General features: G+C 57.0%; 17 protein-coding genes and 1 tRNA gene. 13 read left to right on the top strand and 5 right to left on the bottom strand.

The annotated features are described in order from the left end of the window. Positions 1 to 2 precede the first annotated feature (2 nt). A complete protein-coding gene (gene acs / locus FrondiHNR_RS11665; protein ID WP_279352947.1) occupies positions 3 to 1976 on the bottom strand; it encodes an acetate--CoA ligase in 1974 nt (657 codons plus the stop codon). Positions 1977 to 2630: 654 nt separating this feature from the next. Between acs and FrondiHNR_RS11660 the strand changes: the two genes are divergently transcribed. From FrondiHNR_RS11660 to FrondiHNR_RS11615, 10 genes are all read left to right on the top strand, one after another. After that, entirely contained in the window at positions 2631 to 3701 is a 1071-nt protein-coding gene (locus tag FrondiHNR_RS11660) for a hypothetical protein (protein ID WP_279352946.1), read from the top strand. Between the two features lie 109 nt (positions 3702 to 3810). Continuing rightward, positions 3811 to 4806 carry a TadA family conjugal transfer-associated ATPase gene (locus FrondiHNR_RS11655; protein ID WP_279352945.1) on the top strand — a complete coding sequence of 332 codons (996 nt, stop codon included), beginning with the start codon at positions 3811 to 3813 and terminating at the stop codon, positions 4804 to 4806. Further along, a complete protein-coding gene (locus FrondiHNR_RS11650) occupies positions 4796 to 5776 on the top strand; it encodes a type II secretion system F family protein (RefSeq protein WP_279352944.1) in 981 nt (326 codons plus the stop codon). Before FrondiHNR_RS11655 ends, FrondiHNR_RS11650 begins: the two co-directional genes overlap by 11 nt. 194 nt (positions 5777 to 5970) lie before the next feature. Beyond that, a complete protein-coding gene (locus tag FrondiHNR_RS11645; protein ID WP_279352942.1) occupies positions 5971 to 6297 on the top strand; it encodes a DUF4244 domain-containing protein in 327 nt (108 codons plus the stop codon). A gap of 36 nt (positions 6298 to 6333) precedes the next feature. Continuing rightward, a complete protein-coding gene (locus FrondiHNR_RS11640) occupies positions 6334 to 6669 on the top strand; it encodes a TadE family type IV pilus minor pilin (protein ID WP_279352941.1) in 336 nt (111 codons plus the stop codon). 73 nt (positions 6670 to 6742) lie between these two features. Then, complete coding sequence (locus tag FrondiHNR_RS11635) at positions 6743 to 7093, top strand: Rv3654c family TadE-like protein (protein ID WP_279352940.1); 351 nt, start codon at positions 6743 to 6745, stop codon at positions 7091 to 7093. Positions 7094 to 7245: 152 nt separating this feature from the next. Then, positions 7246 to 10134: a type I DNA topoisomerase gene (gene topA / locus FrondiHNR_RS11630; RefSeq protein WP_279352939.1), complete on the top strand. Its 2889-nt coding sequence runs from the start codon at positions 7246 to 7248 to the stop codon at positions 10132 to 10134. After that, positions 10131 to 10754: a dTMP kinase gene (gene tmk, locus FrondiHNR_RS11625; protein WP_279352938.1), complete on the top strand. Its 624-nt coding sequence runs from the start codon at positions 10131 to 10133 to the stop codon at positions 10752 to 10754. The genes topA and tmk overlap by 4 nt, the downstream gene beginning before the upstream one ends. 64 nt (positions 10755 to 10818) lie before the next feature. Next, positions 10819 to 11970: a DNA polymerase III subunit delta' gene (locus tag FrondiHNR_RS11620; protein ID WP_279352937.1), complete on the top strand. Its 1152-nt coding sequence runs from the start codon at positions 10819 to 10821 to the stop codon at positions 11968 to 11970. Positions 11971 to 11987: 17 nt separating this feature from the next. Beyond that, the gene (locus FrondiHNR_RS11615) at positions 11988 to 13526 is read left to right on the top strand and encodes an alpha/beta hydrolase (RefSeq protein WP_279352936.1); all 1539 of its coding nucleotides are present in this window, start codon (positions 11988 to 11990) and stop codon (positions 13524 to 13526) included. A gap of 97 nt (positions 13527 to 13623) precedes the next feature. On the opposite strand, the gene FrondiHNR_RS11610 is transcribed toward FrondiHNR_RS11615, so the two are convergent. From FrondiHNR_RS11610 to FrondiHNR_RS11600, 3 genes are read right to left on the bottom strand one after another with little or no spacing between them, the layout of a single operon-like run. Then, complete coding sequence (locus FrondiHNR_RS11610) at positions 13624 to 14964, bottom strand: L-serine ammonia-lyase (protein ID WP_279352935.1); 1341 nt, start codon at positions 14962 to 14964, stop codon at positions 13624 to 13626. Continuing rightward, positions 14961 to 16232 (bottom strand): amidohydrolase, encoded by a 1272-nt coding sequence (locus FrondiHNR_RS11605; protein ID WP_279352934.1) that lies wholly within the window; start codon positions 16230 to 16232, stop codon positions 14961 to 14963. The genes FrondiHNR_RS11610 and FrondiHNR_RS11605 overlap by 4 nt, the downstream gene beginning before the upstream one ends. Positions 16233 to 16288: 56 nt before the next feature. Next, positions 16289 to 17776 (bottom strand): DUF3100 domain-containing protein, encoded by a 1488-nt coding sequence (locus tag FrondiHNR_RS11600; protein WP_279352933.1) that lies wholly within the window; start codon positions 17774 to 17776, stop codon positions 16289 to 16291. A 143-nt stretch (positions 17777 to 17919) separates the two neighbouring features. On the opposite strand from FrondiHNR_RS11600, the gene FrondiHNR_RS11595 reads away from it, so the two are divergent. The 3 genes from FrondiHNR_RS11595 (at position 17920) to FrondiHNR_RS11585 (ending at position 21137) form a co-directional block, all read left to right on the top strand. Continuing rightward, positions 17920 to 18912 (top strand): Lrp/AsnC family transcriptional regulator, encoded by a 993-nt coding sequence (locus tag FrondiHNR_RS11595; RefSeq protein WP_279352932.1) that lies wholly within the window; start codon positions 17920 to 17922, stop codon positions 18910 to 18912. Between the two features lie 81 nt (positions 18913 to 18993). Continuing rightward, positions 18994 to 19066, top strand: a tRNA-Thr gene (locus FrondiHNR_RS11590). A 592-nt stretch (positions 19067 to 19658) separates the two neighbouring features. Further along, positions 19659 to 21137, top strand: coding sequence for an FAD/NAD(P)-binding protein (locus FrondiHNR_RS11585; RefSeq protein WP_279352931.1), 1479 nt, complete (start codon positions 19659 to 19661; stop codon positions 21135 to 21137). Positions 21138 to 21171: 34 nt separating this feature from the next. Here the strand turns inward: FrondiHNR_RS11585 and aztA are convergent, their stop codons facing one another. Next, the gene (gene aztA, locus FrondiHNR_RS11580) at positions 21172 to 21864 is read right to left on the bottom strand and encodes a zinc ABC transporter ATP-binding protein AztA (RefSeq protein ID WP_279352930.1); all 693 of its coding nucleotides are present in this window, start codon (positions 21862 to 21864) and stop codon (positions 21172 to 21174) included. Positions 21865 to 21899: the final 35 nt, after the last annotated feature.

Genomic DNA, 21899 nt, shown 5'->3' with positions numbered 1-21899 from the left:
GTCTATCGCAGCTTCTCCGTGATGAGCTGCATGATGTTGGTGTCGGCGAGCGTGCTGGTGTCTCCCACCTCACGCCCTTCGGCAACGTCTTTAAGTAGTCGGCGGATAATCTTTCCCGAACGGGTCTTGGGGAGCTCGCCCACAACAAAGACCTGGCGGGGACGGGCAATTGCCCCAATATGATTGCCAACATGGGCAGTGAGTATGGCTGAAGCCTGGTCTGAATCCCCAATGAGCGTTTGGTTTTTCTTGAGGATGACAAATGCAACCACCGCCTGACCCGTGACCTCGTCCTGGGCCCCCACAACCGCGGCCTCCGCCACCGACGGGTGTGAGACGAGTGACGATTCAATCTCCGTGGTGGAGAGGCGGTGTCCGGAGACGTTCATCACGTCATCGACTCGACCCATCAGCCAGATGTCACCGTCGGCATCAAGACGGGCTCCGTCGCCGGCAAAATACTTATCGCCAAATGTGCGCCAGTAGGTAGCAATAAAACGCTCGGGATCGCCCCAAATGCCTCGCAGCATGCTGGGCCACGGTTTAGTGACGGTGAGAAGGCCGCCATTACCCCTGCCAACGTGGTCTGCGTTATCGTCAACCACATCTATGCTGATCCCGGGGATGGGCACCTGCGCACTGCCCGGTTTGGTTGCGGTAACACCCGGTAGGGGGGAGATCATGATTGCCCCGGTTTCTGTCTGCCACCAGGTATCCACGATCGGAGCGGTGCCCGCTCCGATAACCTCGCGATACCACAGCCACGCCTCGGGGTTGATGGGCTCACCCACGGTTCCCAGGAGGCGGATGGTGGAGAGGTCGTGTTTAAGGGCAACCTCTCGGCCCTGCTTCATGAAGGATCGAATGGCTGTTGGTGCCGTGTAGAAGATGGTGACGCCGTAGCGCTCCACGATTTCCCACCACCTGCTCCAGGTGGGGGTTTCGGGGGTGCCCTCGTACATCACCTGGGTGGCTCCGTTACTCAGCGGACCGTAGACGACGTAGCTATGACCGGTGACCCAGCCGATATCGGCCGTTGACCAGTACACGTCTGTTTCGGGGCGAAGGTCAAACACCGCGCGGTGGGTAAAGCTTGCCTGCGTGAGGTAGCCGCCAGAGGTGTGCAGGATCCCCTTGGGCTTTCCCGTGGTGCCGGAAGTGTAGAGGATAAAGAGGGGGTTCTCCGCGGGAAAACCCTGGGCGGTGTGCTGATCATCGACCTGAGCGATTTCCTCGTGCCACCAGAGATCGCGGCCCTCCTCCCAGGCGATATCGTTTTCTCCGCGCTGTACCACTAGCACGTGTTCTACCGACAGGGGAGTCTCTGTGGCGAGAGCAAGCGCCTCGTCCACCGCGGGTTTGAGGGGTGAGACCCTGCCCTTACGCCACCCGCCGTCAGCCGTGATGATAATTTTTGCCTGGGCATCATCGATACGGGCGCGAAGGCTTTCTGCGCTGAATCCGCCAAAAACAACCGAGTGAATGGCTCCGATGCGCGCAACCGCAAGCATCGCAATGACGGCCTCGGGAATCATGGGCAGATAGATAGCGACCCTGTCTCCCCGGGTGACCCCGAGGCTGGTGAGTAGGTTTGCGGCCTTCTTGACCTCTCCCAGAAGTTGGTGGTAGGTGATGGTGCGGGTATCTCCCGGTTCACCCTCCCAGTGAATGGCGACGCGGTCGCCATTACCCGCGAGAACATGGCGATCAAGGCAATTGTATGAGAGGTTGATTTCACCGTCTCCAAACCACGAGGCAAAGGGAGCATTGCTCCAATCAAGGGTTTGGGTGAAGGGCTTATGCCAGTGCAGTGCACGTGCCTGCTCTGCCCAAAATTCTTCGGGGTTTTGTGTGGCCTGCTGATAAATCTCTGGACCAAATTGTGCGGTTTCAACAAAATGTGGGGGCGCGGGAAAATTTTCCACCTCGGTTTGGAGGCTTTCGATAACGCCGGGGGTCTTGTTGTTTGGGGACACCGTTATCCAATCTGTACGTGAGATTTTTAATTGATTCCTGTAGCGTAGCAAATTCTGTTCGGTGTGTGACCTTTTAATTGACACGTCGTGAGGGTGAGCCCGAAGTTTGTGACTGCACGGTAGGGGAAAAGGCTTATAGGGGCAAAAATGACAGCAATATAACGGGTGCGGATTTTGGGCGTATTGCACGGAAGTATGAGTCGGAAATATCTTTGAGGTTTACTGACAGATGAAAATAGGCTGAAAATTGTCCGAACCGCTAGCAGATTGTTGACCTTAATGATTAGAATGGTGGTAATCGCGCTATTCTTTGCGCGATAGAAAGATGACGCTTTCTAGGATTTCCCCAAAGTCCGGCGTTGTCGAGGCGGTACCGAGCCCCTAACCGGTACCGCCTCCCCTTACTTTCTCTCCACCGATTGAGCTCTTGGTTGGTTCTTCCCATCACATTTTTATTGCTTCCTTTTGTGGCATAAGCGGTGGTTATTGCGCTTTCTTGGCGGTAAAGCGCTAGTCTGTGAGTGATTATGGGCTGAGCTCACCTGGGCCCTGAGTGCACCGGTCAGGAGTAACAGAAGACGGCTATCTTGATATCATGCGTTGATCGAAGATGACTGTTGTACAAGATAACCGGTGCAATGATGAGGAGTAAGGGTGGAAATTTTTGATCTGGTTTATGCGAGTTCTCGCTTACGTTTTCATCTTGTCCCCGGTGTTGATCTTGGTGAGACGCTTCGTTTTCTCGACACACACTTTTGGGTTGAGAAGCCGGATATGCTGAGCACCCCCTTGGCTACCCTGCGAGTGACCCCGCTGCGAAGAGACGTACCAGAGAGCGCGGGGGAGTCCGTGTACATGCGAAAGAGCGCGGGAGAATTCTTTACAATTGCCGCGAAACGCTGGCGAGAAATAGGCGGTACGGAGACGGTGATCTGTGACCGTACCCAAACGACTTTTCGCTTCGACCAAACCGAGAGACACATCGACGTTGAGATTGGGTCTGACGGATGGTTTGACCTGGTGGAGCTTATCCGTGACCTTGTTCTGCGGGACCAGGAGAATCGCGGAGCGGTCATCCTGCACGCAACGGCTGCCGCGCACGCGGGTGAGGTGATGCTCGTGAGCGGTTCGAAGGGGGCGGGCAAAAGCACTATCCTGCTCGAACTGGTCGAGCATTTCGGGTACCAGATTCTAAGCGGTGACAAGACGCTCGTAACCGAGGGTGAGCGGGGGCTCAGCGTTCGGGGCTGGCCCGACTATCCACACCTGGGATACGCCACCATCATGAAATATCCGGGGTTGTCCGCTATCGCCGGGATCTCCGCGGCGGCGGCTCCCGAGGGGCACGAGTTCTCTCCCTACAATAAATACGCGGTTGACCCGGCGGGGTTTCGGGCGAGGTTTCCGAGCGCGCTGGGTAACGGGTCGTGGGTTCCTCGGGGGATACTCCACGCGAGTATTGGGCCGGGGGAAAATACGGTTGTGTGCTTGTTGCGGCAATCGGTCTCGGAGAGGGTTCAGGAGTTTGACACGCACGACGAATCGGCGTTTAGCGGTCAGCACGCCGATTGGATGCGGTTTATTCCGGATCGCCGGGCGGAGCAGAGCGAACAACGTGCCCGAACTCTTGCTCAGCTTGCTGAACTACCCGCCTGGACCGTTCACGGCCCCGGTGACCTTATTGAGCTTCCTTTTAAAACCCCGGGTGTGCGTTTGGGCAATTGAGGTGGTGTGTCACACCATCGGGTGAGGGTGCACAGCACAAACAACACCTCCACAGACGAGGTGCGAGAACACCTTGTCCACAACGCGACGCCGCCACTGACCGCCCGGTATGCTCTGGTCTATCGTCAAACCCATGGTGGCTTCTTCGTATGAACTTCTAGCGCTTCTGGGACCGTTAGCTTACTTAGTAGACGATCCCCAGGTCACAGATATCTTTGTGAACGGTGGATCTGGGGTGTGGGTTGATCGCGGAGCGGGCGCGGTTCGTGAGTCTTCGCTCACCCTCAATCGGGAGCAAGCGCGTGGTCTTGCGGTGCGGCTCATTAGCCGGGGTGGGCGGCACGTTGATGAGACCACCCCGTGTGTTGACGTTCGGCTCGGGAGGGGGCTTCGGGTCCACGCTGTGCTTCCGCCAATCGCGCGTGAGGGACCACTGCTTTCTATCCGTGTTCCCCGGGAGCGCGCTTTGAGCCTGGACGACCTTTATACAGCCGGTATGTTTGGGGAGGCTGTACGTGCAGTGTTGCTTCGAGCCATTCAGAATCGACAAAATATTTTGATTACCGGTGCCGGCGGGTGTGGGAAAACCACGCTACTGGCCGCTCTGATGGGTTGTGTTCCAGCGGTGGAGCGCATCATCACCATCGAAGATGTGGCAGAGCTGAACATCCACCATCCCCACTGCGTTTCCCTGGAGGCGCGGCAAAAAAATCTAGAGGGTGCGGGTGGTCTGGGCCTTGACCAACTCGTGCGAGAGGCTCTGCGAATGAGACCGGACCGCATTGTTGTGGGTGAGTGCCGGGGGCCAGAGTTACGGGAGTTGCTCTCGGCCCTTAACACTGGACACGATGGCGGGGCGGGTACCCTTCACGCAAACTCACTTGCCGATGTTCCAGCCCGGCTTGAGGCCCTGGGGGCGGTTGCCGGTTTTCTCCCTCATACGCTTGCTCGCCAGGTGGTGAGTGCGATTCACCTGGTGGTTCAGCTAGAACGCACCGGCGGTGTACGCAGTATTAGCGGAATTGGCAGTTTCTTTTGTGATGAGACGGGTGTTCTCGGTGTGAGGGAATATCGATTTGAAGGCTCAAAGCTCAGTGCGACGTAGGTTGAAAGACACCGAGGAGGCGCACGAGGTGGTTACAATTGTGCGTCGCATCGCCGTTATGGTGAGTGCCGGGCTACCGGCTTCTCGTGTCTGGGAACACGTGCCGGGAGCGGGCGATCTTTCCCCTCGTGCGCTTTCCATTATCAGGGATTGTGATGATGCCGCTCGGGTGGGAAACGATATCGCCGAAGCGATGCGTGCCTCTGTGAAACACCACTTTATGATGCGCTACGGGGGTGTAGTTGCAGTGCGGGGTGCCCCCTCTGGTGCAGCCTACGCATCCTGGCTAGGACTTGCCGCCACGCTCACGGTAGCCCAGGAGTGTGGAGCACCCCTTGCCACCTGCCTCACGCGCCTTGCCCGTAGTTACGACGATAACAGCTCTCATAGAAGGGCTGTTCGTGCGGCGCTCGCAGCGCCCCGTTCCACCGCCGGTCTTATGGCTGTTCTTCCCGTAGCAAGTCTGGGAATGAGTACACTGTTGGGTTTTAACTCTGTGGGAATACTCATTGGCACCGGGTTTGGTATCGCCTGTGGGGTCCTGGGGGTGATCCTGAGCCTCGTGGCTGTTCTGTGGAGTGCGGGCCTGGTTCGGCGTGCCGAGCCTCGGTGTCACACTCCCGGTTTGGTGCTCGATCTCATTGCATTGGCGGTGAGCGGAGGGGGCTCGTTGGAGCGTTCACAGATGCTCGTGGCAGATACTATAGAACGCTGTGATGTGGAAGAGCATGACGAATTATCGCGAGCTCAGCGTTCGTTAGATTTGGCGACGACCGCGGGTATCCCTGCCTCAGATCTCGTGCACGCTGATGCCGATCTGGTGCGGGCAGAAAAGCGCTCAGAGGGTTCACGGCTGGCCGCTCAATTGGCGGTGAGGCTTATGTTGCCGCTGGGAGTGTGTACGCTGCCGGCTTTTGTTCTTCTGGGTGTGGTACCCCTCATACTCTCCATCGTGTCGGTGGTTGTTTAGCGGGTTTGGCACGCTCTGGCTTTCTCTCGATGCTCCTCCACATGGTGCAGAGCCTGCGAGTTATCCAGAGACTTGTGGTCCGTCGTTTATTCGTCGGGGATTGGCTAGCAGAATAGAACCTAAGAACTTGTGCCCGATCTTCTTACATTTGCCAATTCTGATAGAGAGAGCCTCTCCAGAGAGCCGGGGTTAACGTGTCACTTCTTCCTTTTCCTTCACCACATTTTGACCATCCCAGTAGGGGTGTCTGTGAAAGTTCTGCCACCGTGCAGGACGTCGGGGCAGCCGACAAGTTGGCGCCACAGAATAGTACCCACCGTGTAAGAGCGATTGTCCGTGCCGTTCGCAAGCATTGGCAAGAACTGTTACGCGATGAGGCCGGAGCTGCAACTGCCGAGTATGCGGTGGTGATCATGGCTGCGGTGGGTTTTGCGGGTTTGCTGGTGGTAATTCTCAAAGGCAACGCGATTAAAAACTTATTGACAGACCTGGTTACACGGGCGCTTAACTCGGCTGGCTGAGAGAGTGCTCGTGTGGTAAGCCTTCGAACGATCGGTGTGCCATCAGATCGAGGTAGCGTTACGGCTGAGTTTGCGATTGTCCTGCCTGTGGCAATTGCTGTTCTGGGTATTTGCTTAGCCGTGGTGGCACTCATCGCAAGTCAGGTTCGGCTCACAGACGCTGCGGCGGATGTTGCGCGGCTCCTGGCCCGCCACGACGACCCAACTTTGATCACTCGACGACTCGCTGCGATAGGGGGTGATGTCTCTGTGCAGCAGAGTCGTGAATCAGGCTTTGTGTGCGTGGAGCTTAGTGCTCCCGGGTTTGACTCTCCCCCGTTAAACTCTGTGATCATTTTTGCTCGAGCGTGTGCTCTTGCCTGGCCCGAATAAAGTCTGTGACGGATTGAGAAAAGCACGAGGTGAGGGCCTGGCTAAAACGGTGTTTTGTTTTAGGGAGAGGCTTATGCGAATTTTATTCGTGAGAGAGGAGGGTGGGGCATCCGTAGTTGCTATCGCAATAGTTCTTGCTGTTACGCTGCTCACGGGGGCTTTTGTTATGACTCATGCGCTTTTTGTTACACATCGTCAGGTCGCTGGTACCGCAGATAACGCCGCTCTTGCAGCTGCGGATGTGGCGGCGGGGTTTGTGTTCGGTAGTCCCTGCGAGAGTGCTGCGCAGATAGCGATCAGGAATCGTGCCACAATAGAGAGCTGTACTGTTGACGGATTTCACGTTCATGTTTCGGTTTCTCGCTACATTATGGGAATTACGGTTCGGGTATCGGCCAACGCCGGTCCTCCGCATCCTTTGTAAAATCACAGAAAATGAGTATGTTTCCACCGAAACTGTGTAATGTGTCGGCTAGGGCCGTGCGTTTTTCCTATGTGTGAAGCGCGGGGTGTAACCGCCAGTGTTGTTTTGTGTGAGACTAATATCGCTCACATAGCTTATGAGTAAGGAGTCGCGTGCCGAGCACGAAGAAGTTGGTGATTGTCGAGTCACCCACCAAGGCAAAAACCATTGGGGCCTACCTGGGTGACGAGTATGAGGTTGTCGCTTCGGTCGGTCACATTCGTGATTTGGCTGAGCCGTCTGAGCTTCCGGCAGACATGAAAAAAGGTCCGTTTGGTAAGTTTGCCGTGGACATTGAGAATAACTTCAGCCCGTACTATGTTGTCGCGGAAAATAAAAAGAAAACGGTTTCCGAACTGAAGCGGGCGCTGAAGGCCGCGGATGAGGTGTGGCTCGCAACTGATGAAGACCGCGAGGGTGAAGCAATTGCGTGGCACCTCCTAGAGGTTCTCAAACCCAAAGTTCCGGTACGCCGCATGGTCTTCCACGAGATCACTCAGGAGGCTATCGAATACGCAAAGAAGAACACGCGTGATATTGATCTCTCGCTCGTAGATGCGCAAGAGACTCGCCGTATTCTCGATCGCCTCTACGGATACGATCTTTCGCCCGTCCTGTGGCGCAAAGTTGCGCCGAGGCTTTCTGCCGGGCGAGTACAGTCAGCGGCGACACGGCTTGTTGTTGATCGCGAGCGCGAAAGACTAGCGTTTGTTTCCGCAAACTACTGGGATCTCACGGGTATGTTTGACACGGCGCGTGACGGTGTGGATGACACATTCTCTGCGCGGCTGGTACGTCTTGACGGTCGCCCTATTGCCACCGGGCGAGACTACGATGACCGGGGGGAACTCACCAAAAAGGCATCCGAAGCGGGTGTTGTCTCCCTCACCGAGACCGCTGCGACGGAACTGGTGGATCAGCTTCGCGAGGAGCAGGTTCCCATAGCGGTTACCTCTCTCGAGACCAAACCCTACTCGCGGCGTCCCGCCGCTCCCTTCACCACGTCGACACTTCAGCAGGAAGCATCCCGTAAGCTCAGATTTACGTCGCGTCAAACCATGTCAACCGCGCAGGCTCTTTACGAACGTGGGTTTATCACCTATATGCGTACGGACTCTCCCTCCCTTTCTGCTCAGGCTATTAATGCCGCGAGAACGCAGGCCGCTAAGCTTTACGGAGCAGAAACCGTTCCCGAGGCCCCGCGTCTTTATAAGGGTAAAAGCAAGGGAGCACAGGAGGCTCACGAGGCAATTCGCCCCGCCGGGGAGACGTTCCGTTCCCCCTCTGAGGCAGCATCATCACTCACCGGAAACGAGCTTAAGCTATACGAGCTGATCTGGAAGCGAACGGTTGCCTCGCAGATGGCGGACGCCAAAGGTTCCACGGCAACAGTTACGGTTGCTGCGGGCCCCACCTCTGAGAAAAAAACCGCCGAGTTTACAGCGAGCGGAACTGTTATTACGTTCCGTGGATTTTTGCTCGCCTACGAAGAGGGCACCGATGAAAAAAGGCACGCGGTCTCTTCCGGTTCTGACGAAAAGCTTCCCGTTCTTGAGACGGGCCAGAAACTCGTTCTCGCAGAGATCGAGGCAAAGGGACACGACACCCTTCCCAAACCTCGCTACACGGAGGCCAGCCTCACAAAAAAGCTCGAAGAGCTGGGTATAGGACGGCCCTCAACGTACACCGCAATCCTTTCAACCATTATGGATCGTGGTTATGTGAGTAAGCGAGGCGAGGCGCTTGTGCCCAGCTGGATCGCCTTTTCGGTGGTGCGGCTCCTCGAAGAGCACTTTACGGAACTCGTGCAGTACGATTTCACCGCCACCATGGAGAACGATCTAGACCGTATCGCGGCTGGCTCTGAGGATCGTAACGAGTGGCTAAACGGTTTTTACTTTGGTAACGAAGAACATCCGGGGCTTCGAAGCATTGTTGATAACCTGGGTGAGATTGATGCCCGAGCGATCAACTCAATTGCTGTAACCGACACCATCACGCTTCGTATTGGAAAATACGGTCCCTACCTTGAAGTTCCCGATGAGAACGGTACCCTTACCGAGGAGGGGAGCGTGGCCCTTCGCCGCGTGAACATTCCCGAGGGCCTTGCTCCCGATGAGCTTACCGCGGCCAAAGCCCAAGAACTGGTGGACGCACCCGTGGTCGTGGACCGCGTGATTGGGGTTAACCCAGAAACGGGCAAAAATATAGTGGCCAAAGACGGACGCTTTGGCCCCTACATCACCGAGGTCGAACCAGAACCTGAGGAGGCGCCCGCTAAAAAGAGCAAAACGGCTCCCAAACCGCGCACCGCATCGCTGTTTAAATCCATGGATTTAGAAACTATCGATCTGGAGACAGCACTCACCCTGCTTAATCTGCCTCGAACGGTAGGTCAAGACCCCGAGAGCGGTGAGGACATCACCGCTCAAAACGGTCGTTACGGTGCCTACCTTAAAAAAGGAACCGATACTCGTTCTCTTCCCAATGAAGACGCCATCCTCAGCATTGATCTGCCCGGGGCGCTTGAACTCTTCTCGCAGCCCAAATATGGTGCACGCAAGGCTTCCAGCGCGCTCAAAGAATTCGAGGCGGACCCGGTGAGCGGTAAACCAATCAAGGTGAAAGACGGTCGTTTTGGCCCTTACGTCACCGACGGTGAAACCAATGCCACCATTCCCCGGGGCGATGACGTCGATGGTATTACTTTTGAACGTGCCGTTGAACTGTTAGAGATTAAGCGTGCTAAAGGTCCGGCAAAACCCCGGGCAAAAAAAGCGGTGGCAAAAAAGACCACGGCTAAGAAACCGGCGGCAAAAACAACGGCTACAAAAACAGCCGCGGCAAAGGCCACCACCGCCAAAAAGGCGACGGCGGCAAAAGCATCTCCGGCAAAGAAGACCACGACAAAGGCGAGTGCCGCAAAAACCGCTGGCACAAAGACCTCCACCACAAAAAAGCCAGCAACAAAAAAAGCTGATGTGGAGGGAAGCGCAGAGTGACCGGAGTGTTTATCACGTTTGAGGGAGGGGACGCGAGCGGTAAATCAACCCAGGCGCGCCTTCTCGGTGAGTGGGTGACGCAACGGGGCAGAACCGTGCTGCTCACTCGGGAACCGGGCGGCACAGATCTGGGGCTTGAGATTCGTCAGATTCTTCTGCACCGAGAGGGGGACGTTTCCCCCCGTGCGGAAGCCCTCCTTTATGCAGCGGATCGTGCACACCACATCGAAACGCTGGTGCAGCCCGCACTTGAGCGGGGTGAGATTGTGATTCAGGATCGCTATATCGATTCTTCCGTGGCATACCAGGGCGCGGGTCGGGTTCTTGAGGCCGAAGAGATTGAAAAGCTCTCATTGTGGGCGGCTCGTGGACTGGTTCCCGACCTGACAGTCCTGCTCGACTTAGACCCCTCCGTGGGGCGTCAACGAATCACCAACACCGGTGCCGCTCTTGACCGTTTGGAATCGGAAAAACTTGAATTTCACGAGAGGGTTAGGGCGGCCTACCGTGCCCGTGCGGCGGCCCATCCCCGGCGGTTTCTCACGATTGACGCAGGCCTCCCCATCAAAAACATTGCACAAAAAATCCGGGAGAGGGTCGAGCCTCTTCTTCGGTCATGAACAATCACGAGAGGAAAATCCGTTTTCCGTGTTCTCCCCGGAACGTGACGGGTAGTCTAAAGAGATGAGCGTATGGCGGGGACTGGTGGGCCAAGACGACGCTGTCCGCGTTCTACAAAAAGCGGCGGAGTCTGAATTGATTGGTTCCCACGACGATTCTGACGGGATGACACACGCCTGGCTCGTCACCGGACCCGCAGGGTCTGGACGCTCTAACCTGGCCTTTGCCTTTGCAGCGGCGCTGCTCTCCAGAGGCCCTGCGGATATTGAGTTCACCACCGCACAGGTAAAGGCCAGAACGCATCCCGACCTGGGCACACTCACGAGCGAAAAGGTTATCATCAGCATTGAGGATGTGCGTTCGCTCGTAACCAGCTCTCATTTTTCTCCCTCGGTCGGTCGCTACCGAGTCATGGTTATAGAAGACGCGGATCGTATGCCGGAGCGCACCTCAAATGTGCTGCTCAAAGCCCTTGAAGAACCGCCCGCCCGCACCGTGTGGATTCTCTGCGCTCCGAGTGAAGCCGATGTGATACCAACCATTCGTTCGCGGGTGCGCAGTGTCCGACTCCGGGTTCCCGCAGTGAACGATGTGGCCAGGCTCCTGGTTGAAACACACGGCATCGACGCAGAAACCGCAGAGCGGAGCGCGCGCCAGGCACAGAGCCACATCGGGATGGCCCGTCGCTTGGCCACCAACGAAGAGGCTCGGCAGCGCCGAGAACAAACCCTCTCACGCGTATTTGGGATTCGCGGTGTGGCCGATGCCATGCAGGTTGCGCGCCAACTCAGCGACATCGCCGTCGAAGACTCCAAAGCCGTCTCGGCAGAGCGAGACGAACGAGAGCGCGAGGAAACGCTGCGTAACCTGGGGGTGACGCCCGGCGCGGCTATCCCCCCGGCCCTCCGGTCACAGGTGAGGCAATTAGAAGAAGACCAAAAAAGACGCGCAACCCGCAGTGTTCGCGACGGGGTTGATCGTATCTTCACCGACCTGCTCTCCGCATATCGAGACGTGTTGGTTATCCAATTGGGTGGAAAACAAGAGCTGATTAACAGAGAATTTAACACAGAGATTCGTAGCGCAGCCCAGCGTATGCGACCCGACGATGTGCTGGTGTTTATCGAGGAGATAGCTATCGCTCAAAAAAGAATCTCGAGCAACGTCACCCCTCTGCTGTCCCTGGAAGCACTGCTCTGCTCACTCGTTCACTAAGTCTCGAAAGGACCCCGATGTACCCAACCCGCTTTAGTCGCGCAGGAGTCCTTGTTGCGTTTGGTGTTGTTGCTACCTTTCTGGCGGGATGCGTCAGCGTTGCCCCGGTGGAACGCACATCAACCCCCGCCGCAGACAGTTCCGTACCCGCAGAGCTGCAGGAATATTACGGCCAGGAACTCACCTGGACGTCCTGTGACGACGATATGGAGTGCGCGCTGGCAGAAGCCCCGCTTAACTGGGCAGAACCCTCCGGGGAGAAGATTCAACTGGCCCTCGTGCGGCAGAGCGCCCTGGGTGGCACGGCACAGGGTAGTCTTTTTGTGAACCCTGGCGGTCCCGGAGCCTCGGGAGTGGACTACATCAGCCAAAATATTAGCGGGGCGGTAGGTAAACCCCTTCAAGAGGCTTTTGACGTGATCGGATTTGACCCGCGGGGCGTGGGACAATCCTCCGCGGTTGCCTGCTTTGATGCTCAGCGTATGGACGAGTATCTTTTTGGTGTTGCCGATAACCCCGTGGGAACCGACGCGTGGATTCAGGAAACCCGCGAATCGGCCCGCGAATTGGGAGAGGCCTGTCAGACAAATACCGGAGCGCTACTGCAGTACGTGGACACGGTGAGTGCGGCGCGCGACCTCGACATGCTTCGGTCGGTTGTGGGAGACTCCAAGCTCAATTATCTGGGTTACTCCTACGGCACCTACCTTGGGGCTCACTACGCCGAACTCTTCCCGCAGAACGTCGGACGGTTGGTGCTCGACGGGGCTATCGATCCCGCCACGAGCAACTTTGAGGTGATCAAAACACAGACAATCGGCTTTGAGAACGCGATGAAGGCGTTCCTCGCGGACTGCATAGGGTCCTCCGGTTGCCCCTATCGCGGTACGGTAGACGAGGCAATGGCGCAGGTGGGATCTCTTCTCGATTCGGTGCAGAACAACCCGATCACGGCCTCCGACGGGCGCAGGCTATCCTCGGGAACGCTGCTTACCGCACTCATCACCCCGCTCTACAGTCAGGAAGCATGGCCCGCCCTCAAGCAAATTCTCACGGCAACAATTGCGGGTAACGCCGACCTCGCCTTTCTCTCGGCCGACCTTTACCACGGTCGCGAGGATGGAAAATACAAGGACAACTCGTTTGAGGCCTTTATGGGGATTAACTGTCTCGACTACGAGTACAACGACGATGTCTCCGTGATGCGCGCCCAGGCCTCGGAACTGGCGGCGGCAGCACCAACCTTCGGGCGTTTCCAAGGGTATGGCGATATCGGCTGTGCTCAGTGGCCCTACAAAAACACCACTCCGCGGGGTGAACTGCATGCCGAGGGTGCCGACCCCATCCTGGTTATTGGTACGACCAACGACCCCGCAACACCCTACGAGTGGGCGGTAGCGCTATCGGAGCAGCTTGATAGCGGGGTGCTGGTGACCTACGTAGGTGAGGGGCACACCGCTTACAGCTCCTCGAATGCGTGTGTCGCGGACGTGGTAGAGAGCTACTTTCTGCGGGGAACGGTGCCCGACACCGACCCCCGCTGCGAGTCGCAGTGAGTCGTCGCAGTGTGCACGGGATAGCGTGTTCTGCATAGTCCGACCGTGAAATAGGGTTTTATGCAGCCGAGGTGACTACCGGAGGTGACCTCGTCGCTCAGCACTCAACAACGTTAACCGCAAGTCCCGCCTGGCTTGTCTCCTTGTAGCGAGAGGACATATCGGCGCCGGTCTGGCGCATAGTCTCAATAACGGTGTCGAGCGAGACGACGTGCTGCCCATTTCCCAAAAGTGCGATGCGGGCTGCAGTAACCGCGGTTGAGGCGGCGATAGCGTTGCGTTCGATACAGGGGATCTGTACCAGACCCCCTACCGGGTCACAGGTGAGCCCCAGGTGGTGCTCGATTGCAATCTCTGCGGCGTTTTCGACCTGCTGCGGTGTTCCTCCGAGAACGGCACACAGTCCCGCCGCCGCCATTGAGCAGGCGGAGCCGATCTCACCCTGGCAGCCGGCCTCAGCCCCCGAAATGGACGCGTTTGCCTTGATGATGGAGCCGATGGCGGCTGCCGTGAGCAAGAACTCACGAATTTTCTCTGGTTCTGCGTTGTGCTCGGTGACGTATTGATAAAGCACCGCCGGGATAACCCCCGCCGCACCGTTTGTGGGGGCTGTTACCACGCGCCCCCCGGCCGCATTTTCTTCGTTTACGGCCAGGGCATACGCCATCAGTCTTTCGCTAGATGTGGTGCCCTTCTTACCTTGTAATTGGGCGATAACCCCCGCGGCTCTACGCGGAACCCGGAGACTACCCGGGAGAACCCCCTCGCCCTTCAGCCCAGTCTGAATGCAGGACTCCATGGCATTCCAAATGGCGTCCAAACCCGCGATTGCCGCGTCATTCCCGTGAAAAGCCACCTCGTCAGTGAACGCTACCTGGGCGATGCTTGTGTCGATGGTGAGTTCAAGAAGTTCCGAGGCATTGCTGTAGCGTGCCTGGGGGATGCGAGAAGAGTCCTGCGGTTTTTCTTCTTCGCCCGCCCTGGCGATAAATCCTCCGCCGATTGAGAGGTAGGTGCGTTCAAAGATGCGACCCGTTTCATCCCACAATTGGAGAGTCATTGAGTTGGGATGACCGTAGCTTCGCTCAAACGGTTCAAAAACAAAATCTTCGCGCGTGAGTCGGATGCCGCTTGTAAGAACGCTTTCGCCCTGCTCAAGGAGAGCCCACTGTCCGTGAACCTCGGTGGGGTTGCAGCTCTCCGGGCGAAGAAGTCGGAGACCCGCGATGACGGCATCTGGAGTGCCGTGTCCAACGCCCGTTGCGGCAAGAGAGCCGTGTAGCCGGCAGACGATCCGGGATGCCCCGGGCAGTAATCCCAGGGGTGTAAGCTCTTCGATAAATGCCGCCGCGGCCCGCATAGGCCCCACGGTGTGCGAACTTGACGGTCCGATCCCTATGGAGAAGAGCTCAAGCGCAGAGACATACACGGCTGTCATTTTATAGGGCATGCCTGATGGTTGCCAGTAAAATCTTCTGGTTGTGAGTTTATTTGCTGCCGCGATGATCCTGCTTCCTGTTGCCGTGCGTTTGTGTCCCGCTGCCGGGCGGCCTCCTTGATGAGCTGTGACCGGGACGGTTCGGACGCGGCGGAGAGCACGGTTTTTGCCAGGGCTAGCGCACCGTGTAGCATCGCCTCATCCGCCGCCGGGGTTGCGGCGTCACGGGCAAACTGTTCAGTGTGGGGAACACCCGTTGCTCCCCGCACCATAATCATGGGGTGAATCGACGGGACTGCCTGCGATACGTTTCCCATGTCGGTAGAACCACCGGTGAGAGCGTGAGCGCTCACAACGGTGCGGCCAAGAGCACGAAGCTGATCGTCCCAGATTTCCGCGAGGACCTGATTCTGAGCAAGCTCCTCGTATCTCGGCTCAGACCGCTGTACGTCCCACTGACACCCCGTCGCAATGGCTCCACCCTCAAAGCAGGCCAGCATACGTTCCTTGGCATCCTCAAGCGTGACGCTGTCGAATGCTCTTACCTCGGCTCGCAATCGGGTTATTGCGGGGATGATGTTTGTAGCCTCTCCGCCGTGGTCGACAAAAGCTCCCAGGCGGATGCCGTCCCGGAGCTGTTGCCGGAGCAGTCCGATAGCAACCAGCGCTACGGTTGCGGCGTCTCCCGCGTTGATTCCCTCGTGGGGGGCCGCAGCGGCATGGGCGGCTCGACCTGTGTACGTGACATCAAACCTGTCTACCGCTTGGGTGTTCACCAGCGAGCAGCTCACGTCGTTTTCGCCCGCCGCGCCGTGAACCATAAGCGAGATTGTGGCTCCGTTCCACGCACCACGTTCGAGTAGGAGGGCCTTTCCCCCGCCGTGCTCCTCTGCCGGTGTGCCCAGAAGCACCACCGTGAGCCCATAGTCCTCAGCCACCTCGCCGAGGGCGACTGCCGCTCCGAGCCCGGCTGCGGCAATGATATTGTGGCCACACGCGTGCCCGATTTGGGGGAGGGCGTCGTATTCGGCGCAGATCACCACCCGAAAGTCTCCAGTTCCTCGCACGGCCTCAAAAGCGGTCGGTAGGCCGTAGGCGCCCCGTTCTACCGTAAAACCGTGTGTCTGAATCTCGGCTGCAAGAACAGCCATCGCCTGATGCTCTTCAAACGCAAGCTCGGGGTTCTGATGAATGGTGTGGCTTACCTCGATGAGGCGCTCGCTTATTCTGCTCACGCTGTCTTCAACGTTGATCGCGCGGGTGGGCATATTTTGTCTCTTTCTATAGGGTGTGGGAGGCAGGGGCTGTAAATATGTACGTGAACCTAGCCCCAGAAGCCGAGCGCAAACTCGGCGATGAAGACGGAGAGGAGATATGAGGCCGCGATTGATACGATGCCCACCGGGATGATTTTCCATCCGATGGTCTTGAGCATCGGCAGATCCTTACCTAGGCTGAGGCCGGCAACGGTGAGCACCACTGTGCAGACCGAGAGGAAGTCGATGGTTGCCACCATCTCGCCCAGCACGCCCGCAATGGGAGAGAGGGAGCTGCTGGCGAGGGCTCCGATCGTGATGACACTGATGATTGCAGCAACTTTACCTCTGCTTACTCGGGAGATCAAAACCCCGATAGCTACCAGGGCCGCCATGATGAGGTAGCCCCCAACGATCTGTAGCGAGAACTGCCCCGCCGCAATGGAGGAGATGGGGATGCCTACTATAAGGAGGGCGATCAGGGTTGTCCAGAGGGGGATCGTGACATCCATTTTTTCGGGGAATCCGATTACGGATGCGGAGGGAGCCGGCGGCGCGGCCTCAGTTCCTGGGGTGGTGCTCGTGGTCTTGGAATCCGTGGCGGAACGTGCAGCTTCGACATTTGGGGTGGTGCCCTCGGCTGTGGCCTGTGTGGTTCTTACGGGAGAGGCTGCCTGTGCTGTTGCGGTTGCTGCGGCGGTCGTCCGTGGGGCGACGGAACGCCGGGTGAGGAAACCGTAGAGCTTCCCGGCCAGTGGGAGCGCTACGTACATGCCAACGTAGATTCCGAGAATGCTTGTTATCAGGTTCGAGGTTGCGGCAAGTGCTAGCACCTGGTCGCTGAGTTCGGGATGCGCTGCGGCAACGCTAGCCGCCCCGGCCGCCATCATGGAGCCCGATCCTACACCGGCCCCCATGGCCAGGGCGAGGGGGTCAAATATGCCCAGCGAAGTGGCGATCGAGGCGAAAAGGCTGATCAGAATCGCCCCAAAAACGGTACCAAAAACATACATTGAGAGCACACCGTGATACTGCGGTGAGTTGGGGCCGTAGCGTTCGCTCACCATGGCAAACGATCCCTCGCGATCAATCGAGAAGGTGGCTCCGATGGTGGCGGGGCCCATCTTCAGAAGAACGGCCAGCGGAAGCGCTAGGAGTATCGTCCCGAAGAGGTGCCCGGCCTCCTGGAGTAACAGCGCCGGTCCCGCCTCGAAAAGCAGCCCCAGGTTAGGGCCGATGGTGAAAGCGAGGCGCGCGCAGAGTAGGAGCACGGCAATCGACATGATGGTGCTGGCCGCATACTGGGCGACGAGGGGCATTGGCTTTACTCGCTGACCGGAGACAACCGCGCCAGCGACAAGCCCCCACACCATAGGGAGTATGGTGAGGGAGGCAAAGCCCAGCGGAATTACCGCGGGGCCGATGAGCTGAGCACCCGCTCCGAGCAGAAGAATTAGACCAACCAGTGCCCAGAGCATTCTGGGGCGGATTGTGGGAGTGGTCATCTGCGTGGTGGCTGTCTGTTCTTTCTGTGGAACTGTGTGTTGATTGGACATGGTGGGCGTCTCCTTCGACGATACATCTACAAGAACCTTAAAATCGCGACACTCAGGATGCGGTTGTTCAATTAAAGCAAAGTAACGTATCTATCGTGAATTTCTTGGTAAATTGATGGAAAAGCTAGATCTAGGGTTTCTCTATGAAGAAAAAAGAATTATCAATCGATGATCTTCGACTGATCAATGCGCTGCAGGTTCGTCCTCGCGCCTCGTGGCTCCTGCTCGGTCGTAGTCTGGGGGCGGATCCGGTAACCCTCTCGCGCCGTTGGGAAAGACTCCGTGAGCAGGGCATCGCCTGGATCGCCGCCTACTATTCGGTGATGAGGCGGCCCAGCGCGGCCCTGCTCGAAATCGAGTGTCCTCCCGCGTCCACCCTTGATATTGCCAGGCAGCTTGCGCGTGACCCAGAGGTTTTGTCGATTGACCTCACCACCGGACAGCGGGTCTTACTGGTCACGGTCATGTGCGACAGCGTCGATCAGCTGAGCGGTTACGTTTTGGAACGGATGGGGTCGCTCCCCGGCATCACCACCCTGCGCACCCAGATGATCACCACGGCGTTTGTCGATGCACGTAACTGGAGGCTCCGCGTGCTTACCCCGTCCGAAGTTGATGTGCTGAGCGAGGGTCAGGAGCCACCTCACGGTGTTGCCAACGCTTCGCTCGAGGAGGAAGCAGCGCTGTATCGAGCGCTGTATCGTGAGCCTCGGATCACTATGAAGTCCCTGGCCATCGAGTTAGATGTTACGCAGGGAAGGGCCCGGGCCCTCCTGCACGGTGAGCTCTCTAGCGGCAACCTGGTTCTTCGCACCGAAATAGCAAGACCGTATTCCGGGTGGCCGGTATACGCGTGGTTTTTCCTACGGGTCCCGCCTGAGCACCGGGCGGAGGCCGCGCAGCAGCTCACTCTTCTCCGGGAGTCGCGCCTGGTCGCCTCCATCCTTGGGCGCTACGACATTGTTCTTGCCGTGTGGCTGAAGTCGATCACTGATCTTGACAGGTTTGAGGTGTATCTTTCCACGGCTTTCCCCTCGGTAACGGTTCTTGATCGGTCAATTGTGCTTCGTACGCCGTTTCATCTCCGGCGAAACCTCGATGCCCATGGGCGACATTTTTCCGATGCTAACGACTAGTCGGGAAGGGGGTTTCGGAGGAGGTGAAAACTTCCGCTATGCTAGTTGATTGTGCAGCACAACTTGTGCGTGACACTAGAGGCCGCCTTAGCTCAGTCGGCAGAGCGTTTCACTCGTAATGAAAAGGTCGCGGGTTCGATTCCCGCAGGCGGCTCCCATGGATGGCCCCGGCAAGATACTGAGAAATCTTGCCGGGTGGCCTTTTTTCTAAATTAACTCTTTATTTAGAATATGAAAACTAAGGCAATATAATCTTAAGCTAAGCTAAATATGTGTCGATTGCCGCTTTACATGATTGAAAATGCTGGCCGTCGCGCAGTAGCAATCAACTGAACCGTTCGAGCGGACGTAATCTGAACAGACTCTAGAAAACGTGATGCCCGATGGAGTGATTTGACAAGTTGGAGTCAGATGCAACCCGCCTCAAAGATTAAACCATTGAAGATGCTCACTGTTGATTCAGTTTCATTTTCCAATGTTGTTGCTGATAGACGCGGGCTGTCCGCCAACGGGCTGGACTTGTTCCGACAACAACGCGAACCTCCTTGAGGTTTTTCGCCTTTTTCGGGCACGGTGAGAGTGTTTTTGTCGGGAGGCGAGATTCTCTTGGAAATCCCACGACAAATGGACAGGGTGGACTTTGATTTTTGGGTGGTGCAAGAAAACACAGTCTCAAACGACTTGGCTGAGGCCCGCGAGCACGAGACCGGTGCAAAATTCTTTTCGATCAGAGGGAGGACAATAGAGTGACTCGAATTGCAATCATTGGTGCGGGGGGATCCGGAACTGCTGCGGCGCTTGCGCTTGCAGATCTGCCCGACGTCGAGCATCTTGAAGTTTTTGAAGAAAAGGGTGGGATCGGAGGGGAAGCTTTTGATACCCCGGATCAGGGTCACTTATGCAACACAAGCGTGGCTGGAATGTCGCTTCGCGCGGATGATGATTTTCACTTCTCGCGCTGGCTAGGCGGTAACAACAACTCCCCGCTCCAAGAACAGTTTGTGCCTCGTCAGTTATATCGTAATTATTTAAGATCCTCTTTAGAAAACCTTCGGCTGGGAAACTCTGGTCAGCAGGTTAACATTACAAACGAAAAAGTTTCCAAAATATTTATCCGGGATACGGGTGTTGCCCTGGTTGGAAGTTCGCAAAACCCGCATGAGTTTGATGAGGTGGTTCTGGCTCCTGGGTTAAGCGCACTAAACCGTCCGAGCGGTATTACTGACCGGTCAACTAGTTTGCGTGAGTATAATTCGCCATATGACCCGGGGTTTCAACGTTTTCTTCAAGAACACCCGGGAAGTGTTGTTGGGGTTCTCGGCACAAAGCTCAGCGCCATCGACGCGGCTAGGTCAGTTTTAGCTGCGTCGTCACGAGTCGTCATGGTGAGCCCGAGTGGTCAGCTCCCGGCTGTGAGAAAGGAGAATCCGCTTGGTTCCCCTTTTCCCATAGGGATTCGACGTTTTAAAGACTGGAGTTCTTCGCCCCAAAGGTTCTGTCAAGGGCTCAGCAATTATCTGGCACAGTTTGGGGAAAACTACGGTAAATCCGAGCTCCTGGGAGAGCGGGTTGAAGAGTCGGCGAGCTCGCAGTTGAGGAGTGACATCGTCGCGGCGAGCGAGGGGAAATCTCATTGGCAGCTTGCCGTAGGGGAGTTTGTTGACCTTGCTAATGAGCATTGGAGCGAATTGTCGTCGCGTAAGATGTTTGCTCTGAAGAAGGCGATATACCGTTGGATAGTGCGATACGTTTCTGCGATGCCGCTAGAAAATGCAATCCTTCTTGACCTTGCCTTCAGGGAGGGGAGTCTTGTTGTGCACGGGAGTGATCACTTTATTCATCGCGGCGATAAAAAATTTGAACTCCACGGTCCCGGGAGAAAAATAGAGGAGCTTGACGCTCTTGTGTGGGCTGCTGGGTTCAAAAGTTCAAACTGGAAATTTGATGGCCGGAGCGTTCTTGAACTTGCTGGAGATGACGAAGAGGTGGGCGCTCTCCCCGTGAGTAGACGTCTAGCGGTGGAGCGATCCAGCGGAAAACCATTACCGCACATTTGGGCTGTTGGAAATACCACCCGCGGACGATACCCAATTGTTAATGCCATACGCACATCGGTATTACAGGCGCACGACCTTAAATCACGGTTTCTTGCGGCAGCACCTCGGCGATTTTATTGCACCTCTTCCGCAAGCTCCACAAGCCATAAGATCCTGCGGGGTGAGTAGCTACCCGACCCGTGACCGCGCCCGCCAGGCACTCTCACTGTGTGGTTTTTGCGGAATCTGGGGCGTCGGTGGTTGGCGGTGCAAGACGGAGAAGATAGTCGGCTTCTGCGATGACCGAGGGGTCGTGTGTGGCGTGAATGATGGCAACGCCGCGCTGCCGCTCGGAGTTGATTGCCTGGCGGATGAGCTGTTGTGAGTTCTCGTCGAGGGCGGTTGCGGGTTCGTCAATGAGGAGGATGTCAGCTTCCGAGGCGAGGCACTGGGCGATAAGGGTGCGTTGGCGTTCCCCGCCGGAGAGGGTGCGGAGTGATCGCTTGGTGAGGTGGGTGAGATGCATGGTTTTGATGCTCTGAATGATAGCGCTGCGGTCGATATGGCGAAGCGGGCGCCATGTTCCGCGGATGCCCCACCTTCCCATGGCGACTGTATCGTAGACGTTAAGGGGGAGGTTGTCGGGGGCTGTGCTGCGCTGCGGGATGATGCCGATTCTTGTGTTGGTGGGGCGAGTTACCGTTCCGCGGGTTGGTTGGAGTGTTCCCGTGAGTACCGCGAGGAACGTTGATTTTCCGGAGCCATTGGGTCCTGCCAGGGCGGTGGTGGTCCCTGCTCGTATCTCAAGTGAGATGTTTTCGATTACGGTGGTGTTTCCGAAAGTGACTGTGATGTCTGTTGCTGTGAGCACGGGGCCATTGGGTATTGTTGTCGATTCGGCGGGATCTATTTTCATTCTCCTATTTTATTGATAATCATTATCGATTTCGT

It is taken from the genome of Lysinibacter sp. HNR, assembly GCF_029760935.1.
Lineage (GTDB): Bacteria > Actinomycetota > Actinomycetes > Actinomycetales > Microbacteriaceae > HNR.
This window is presented reverse-complemented; position numbering and strand designations above follow the sequence as displayed.

What these genes read in the sequence shown, in the direction of transcription:
- FrondiHNR_RS11655 (WP_279352945.1), top strand. Translation starts at nt 3,811, where the DNA reads ATGCTCTGGTCTATCGTCAAACCCATGGTGGCTTCTTCGTATGAACTT.
- FrondiHNR_RS11635 (WP_279352940.1), top strand. Translation starts at nt 6,743, where the DNA reads ATGCGAATTTTATTCGTGAGAGAGGAGGGTGGGGCATCCGTAGTTGCT.
- FrondiHNR_RS11620 (WP_279352937.1), top strand. Translation starts at nt 10,819, where the DNA reads ATGAGCGTATGGCGGGGACTGGTGGGCCAAGACGACGCTGTCCGCGTT.
- FrondiHNR_RS11615 (WP_279352936.1), top strand. Translation starts at nt 11,988, where the DNA reads ATGTACCCAACCCGCTTTAGTCGCGCAGGAGTCCTTGTTGCGTTTGGT.
- FrondiHNR_RS11610 (WP_279352935.1), bottom strand. Translation starts at nt 14,964, where the DNA reads ATGACAGCCGTGTATGTCTCTGCGCTTGAGCTCTTCTCCATAGGGATC.
- FrondiHNR_RS11605 (WP_279352934.1), bottom strand. Translation starts at nt 16,232, where the DNA reads ATGCCCACCCGCGCGATCAACGTTGAAGACAGCGTGAGCAGAATAAGC.
- FrondiHNR_RS11600 (WP_279352933.1), bottom strand. Translation starts at nt 17,776, where the DNA reads ATGTCCAATCAACACACAGTTCCACAGAAAGAACAGACAGCCACCACG.
- FrondiHNR_RS11595 (WP_279352932.1), top strand. Translation starts at nt 17,920, where the DNA reads ATGAAGAAAAAAGAATTATCAATCGATGATCTTCGACTGATCAATGCG.
- aztA (WP_279352930.1), bottom strand. Translation starts at nt 21,864, where the DNA reads ATGAAAATAGATCCCGCCGAATCGACAACAATACCCAATGGCCCCGTG.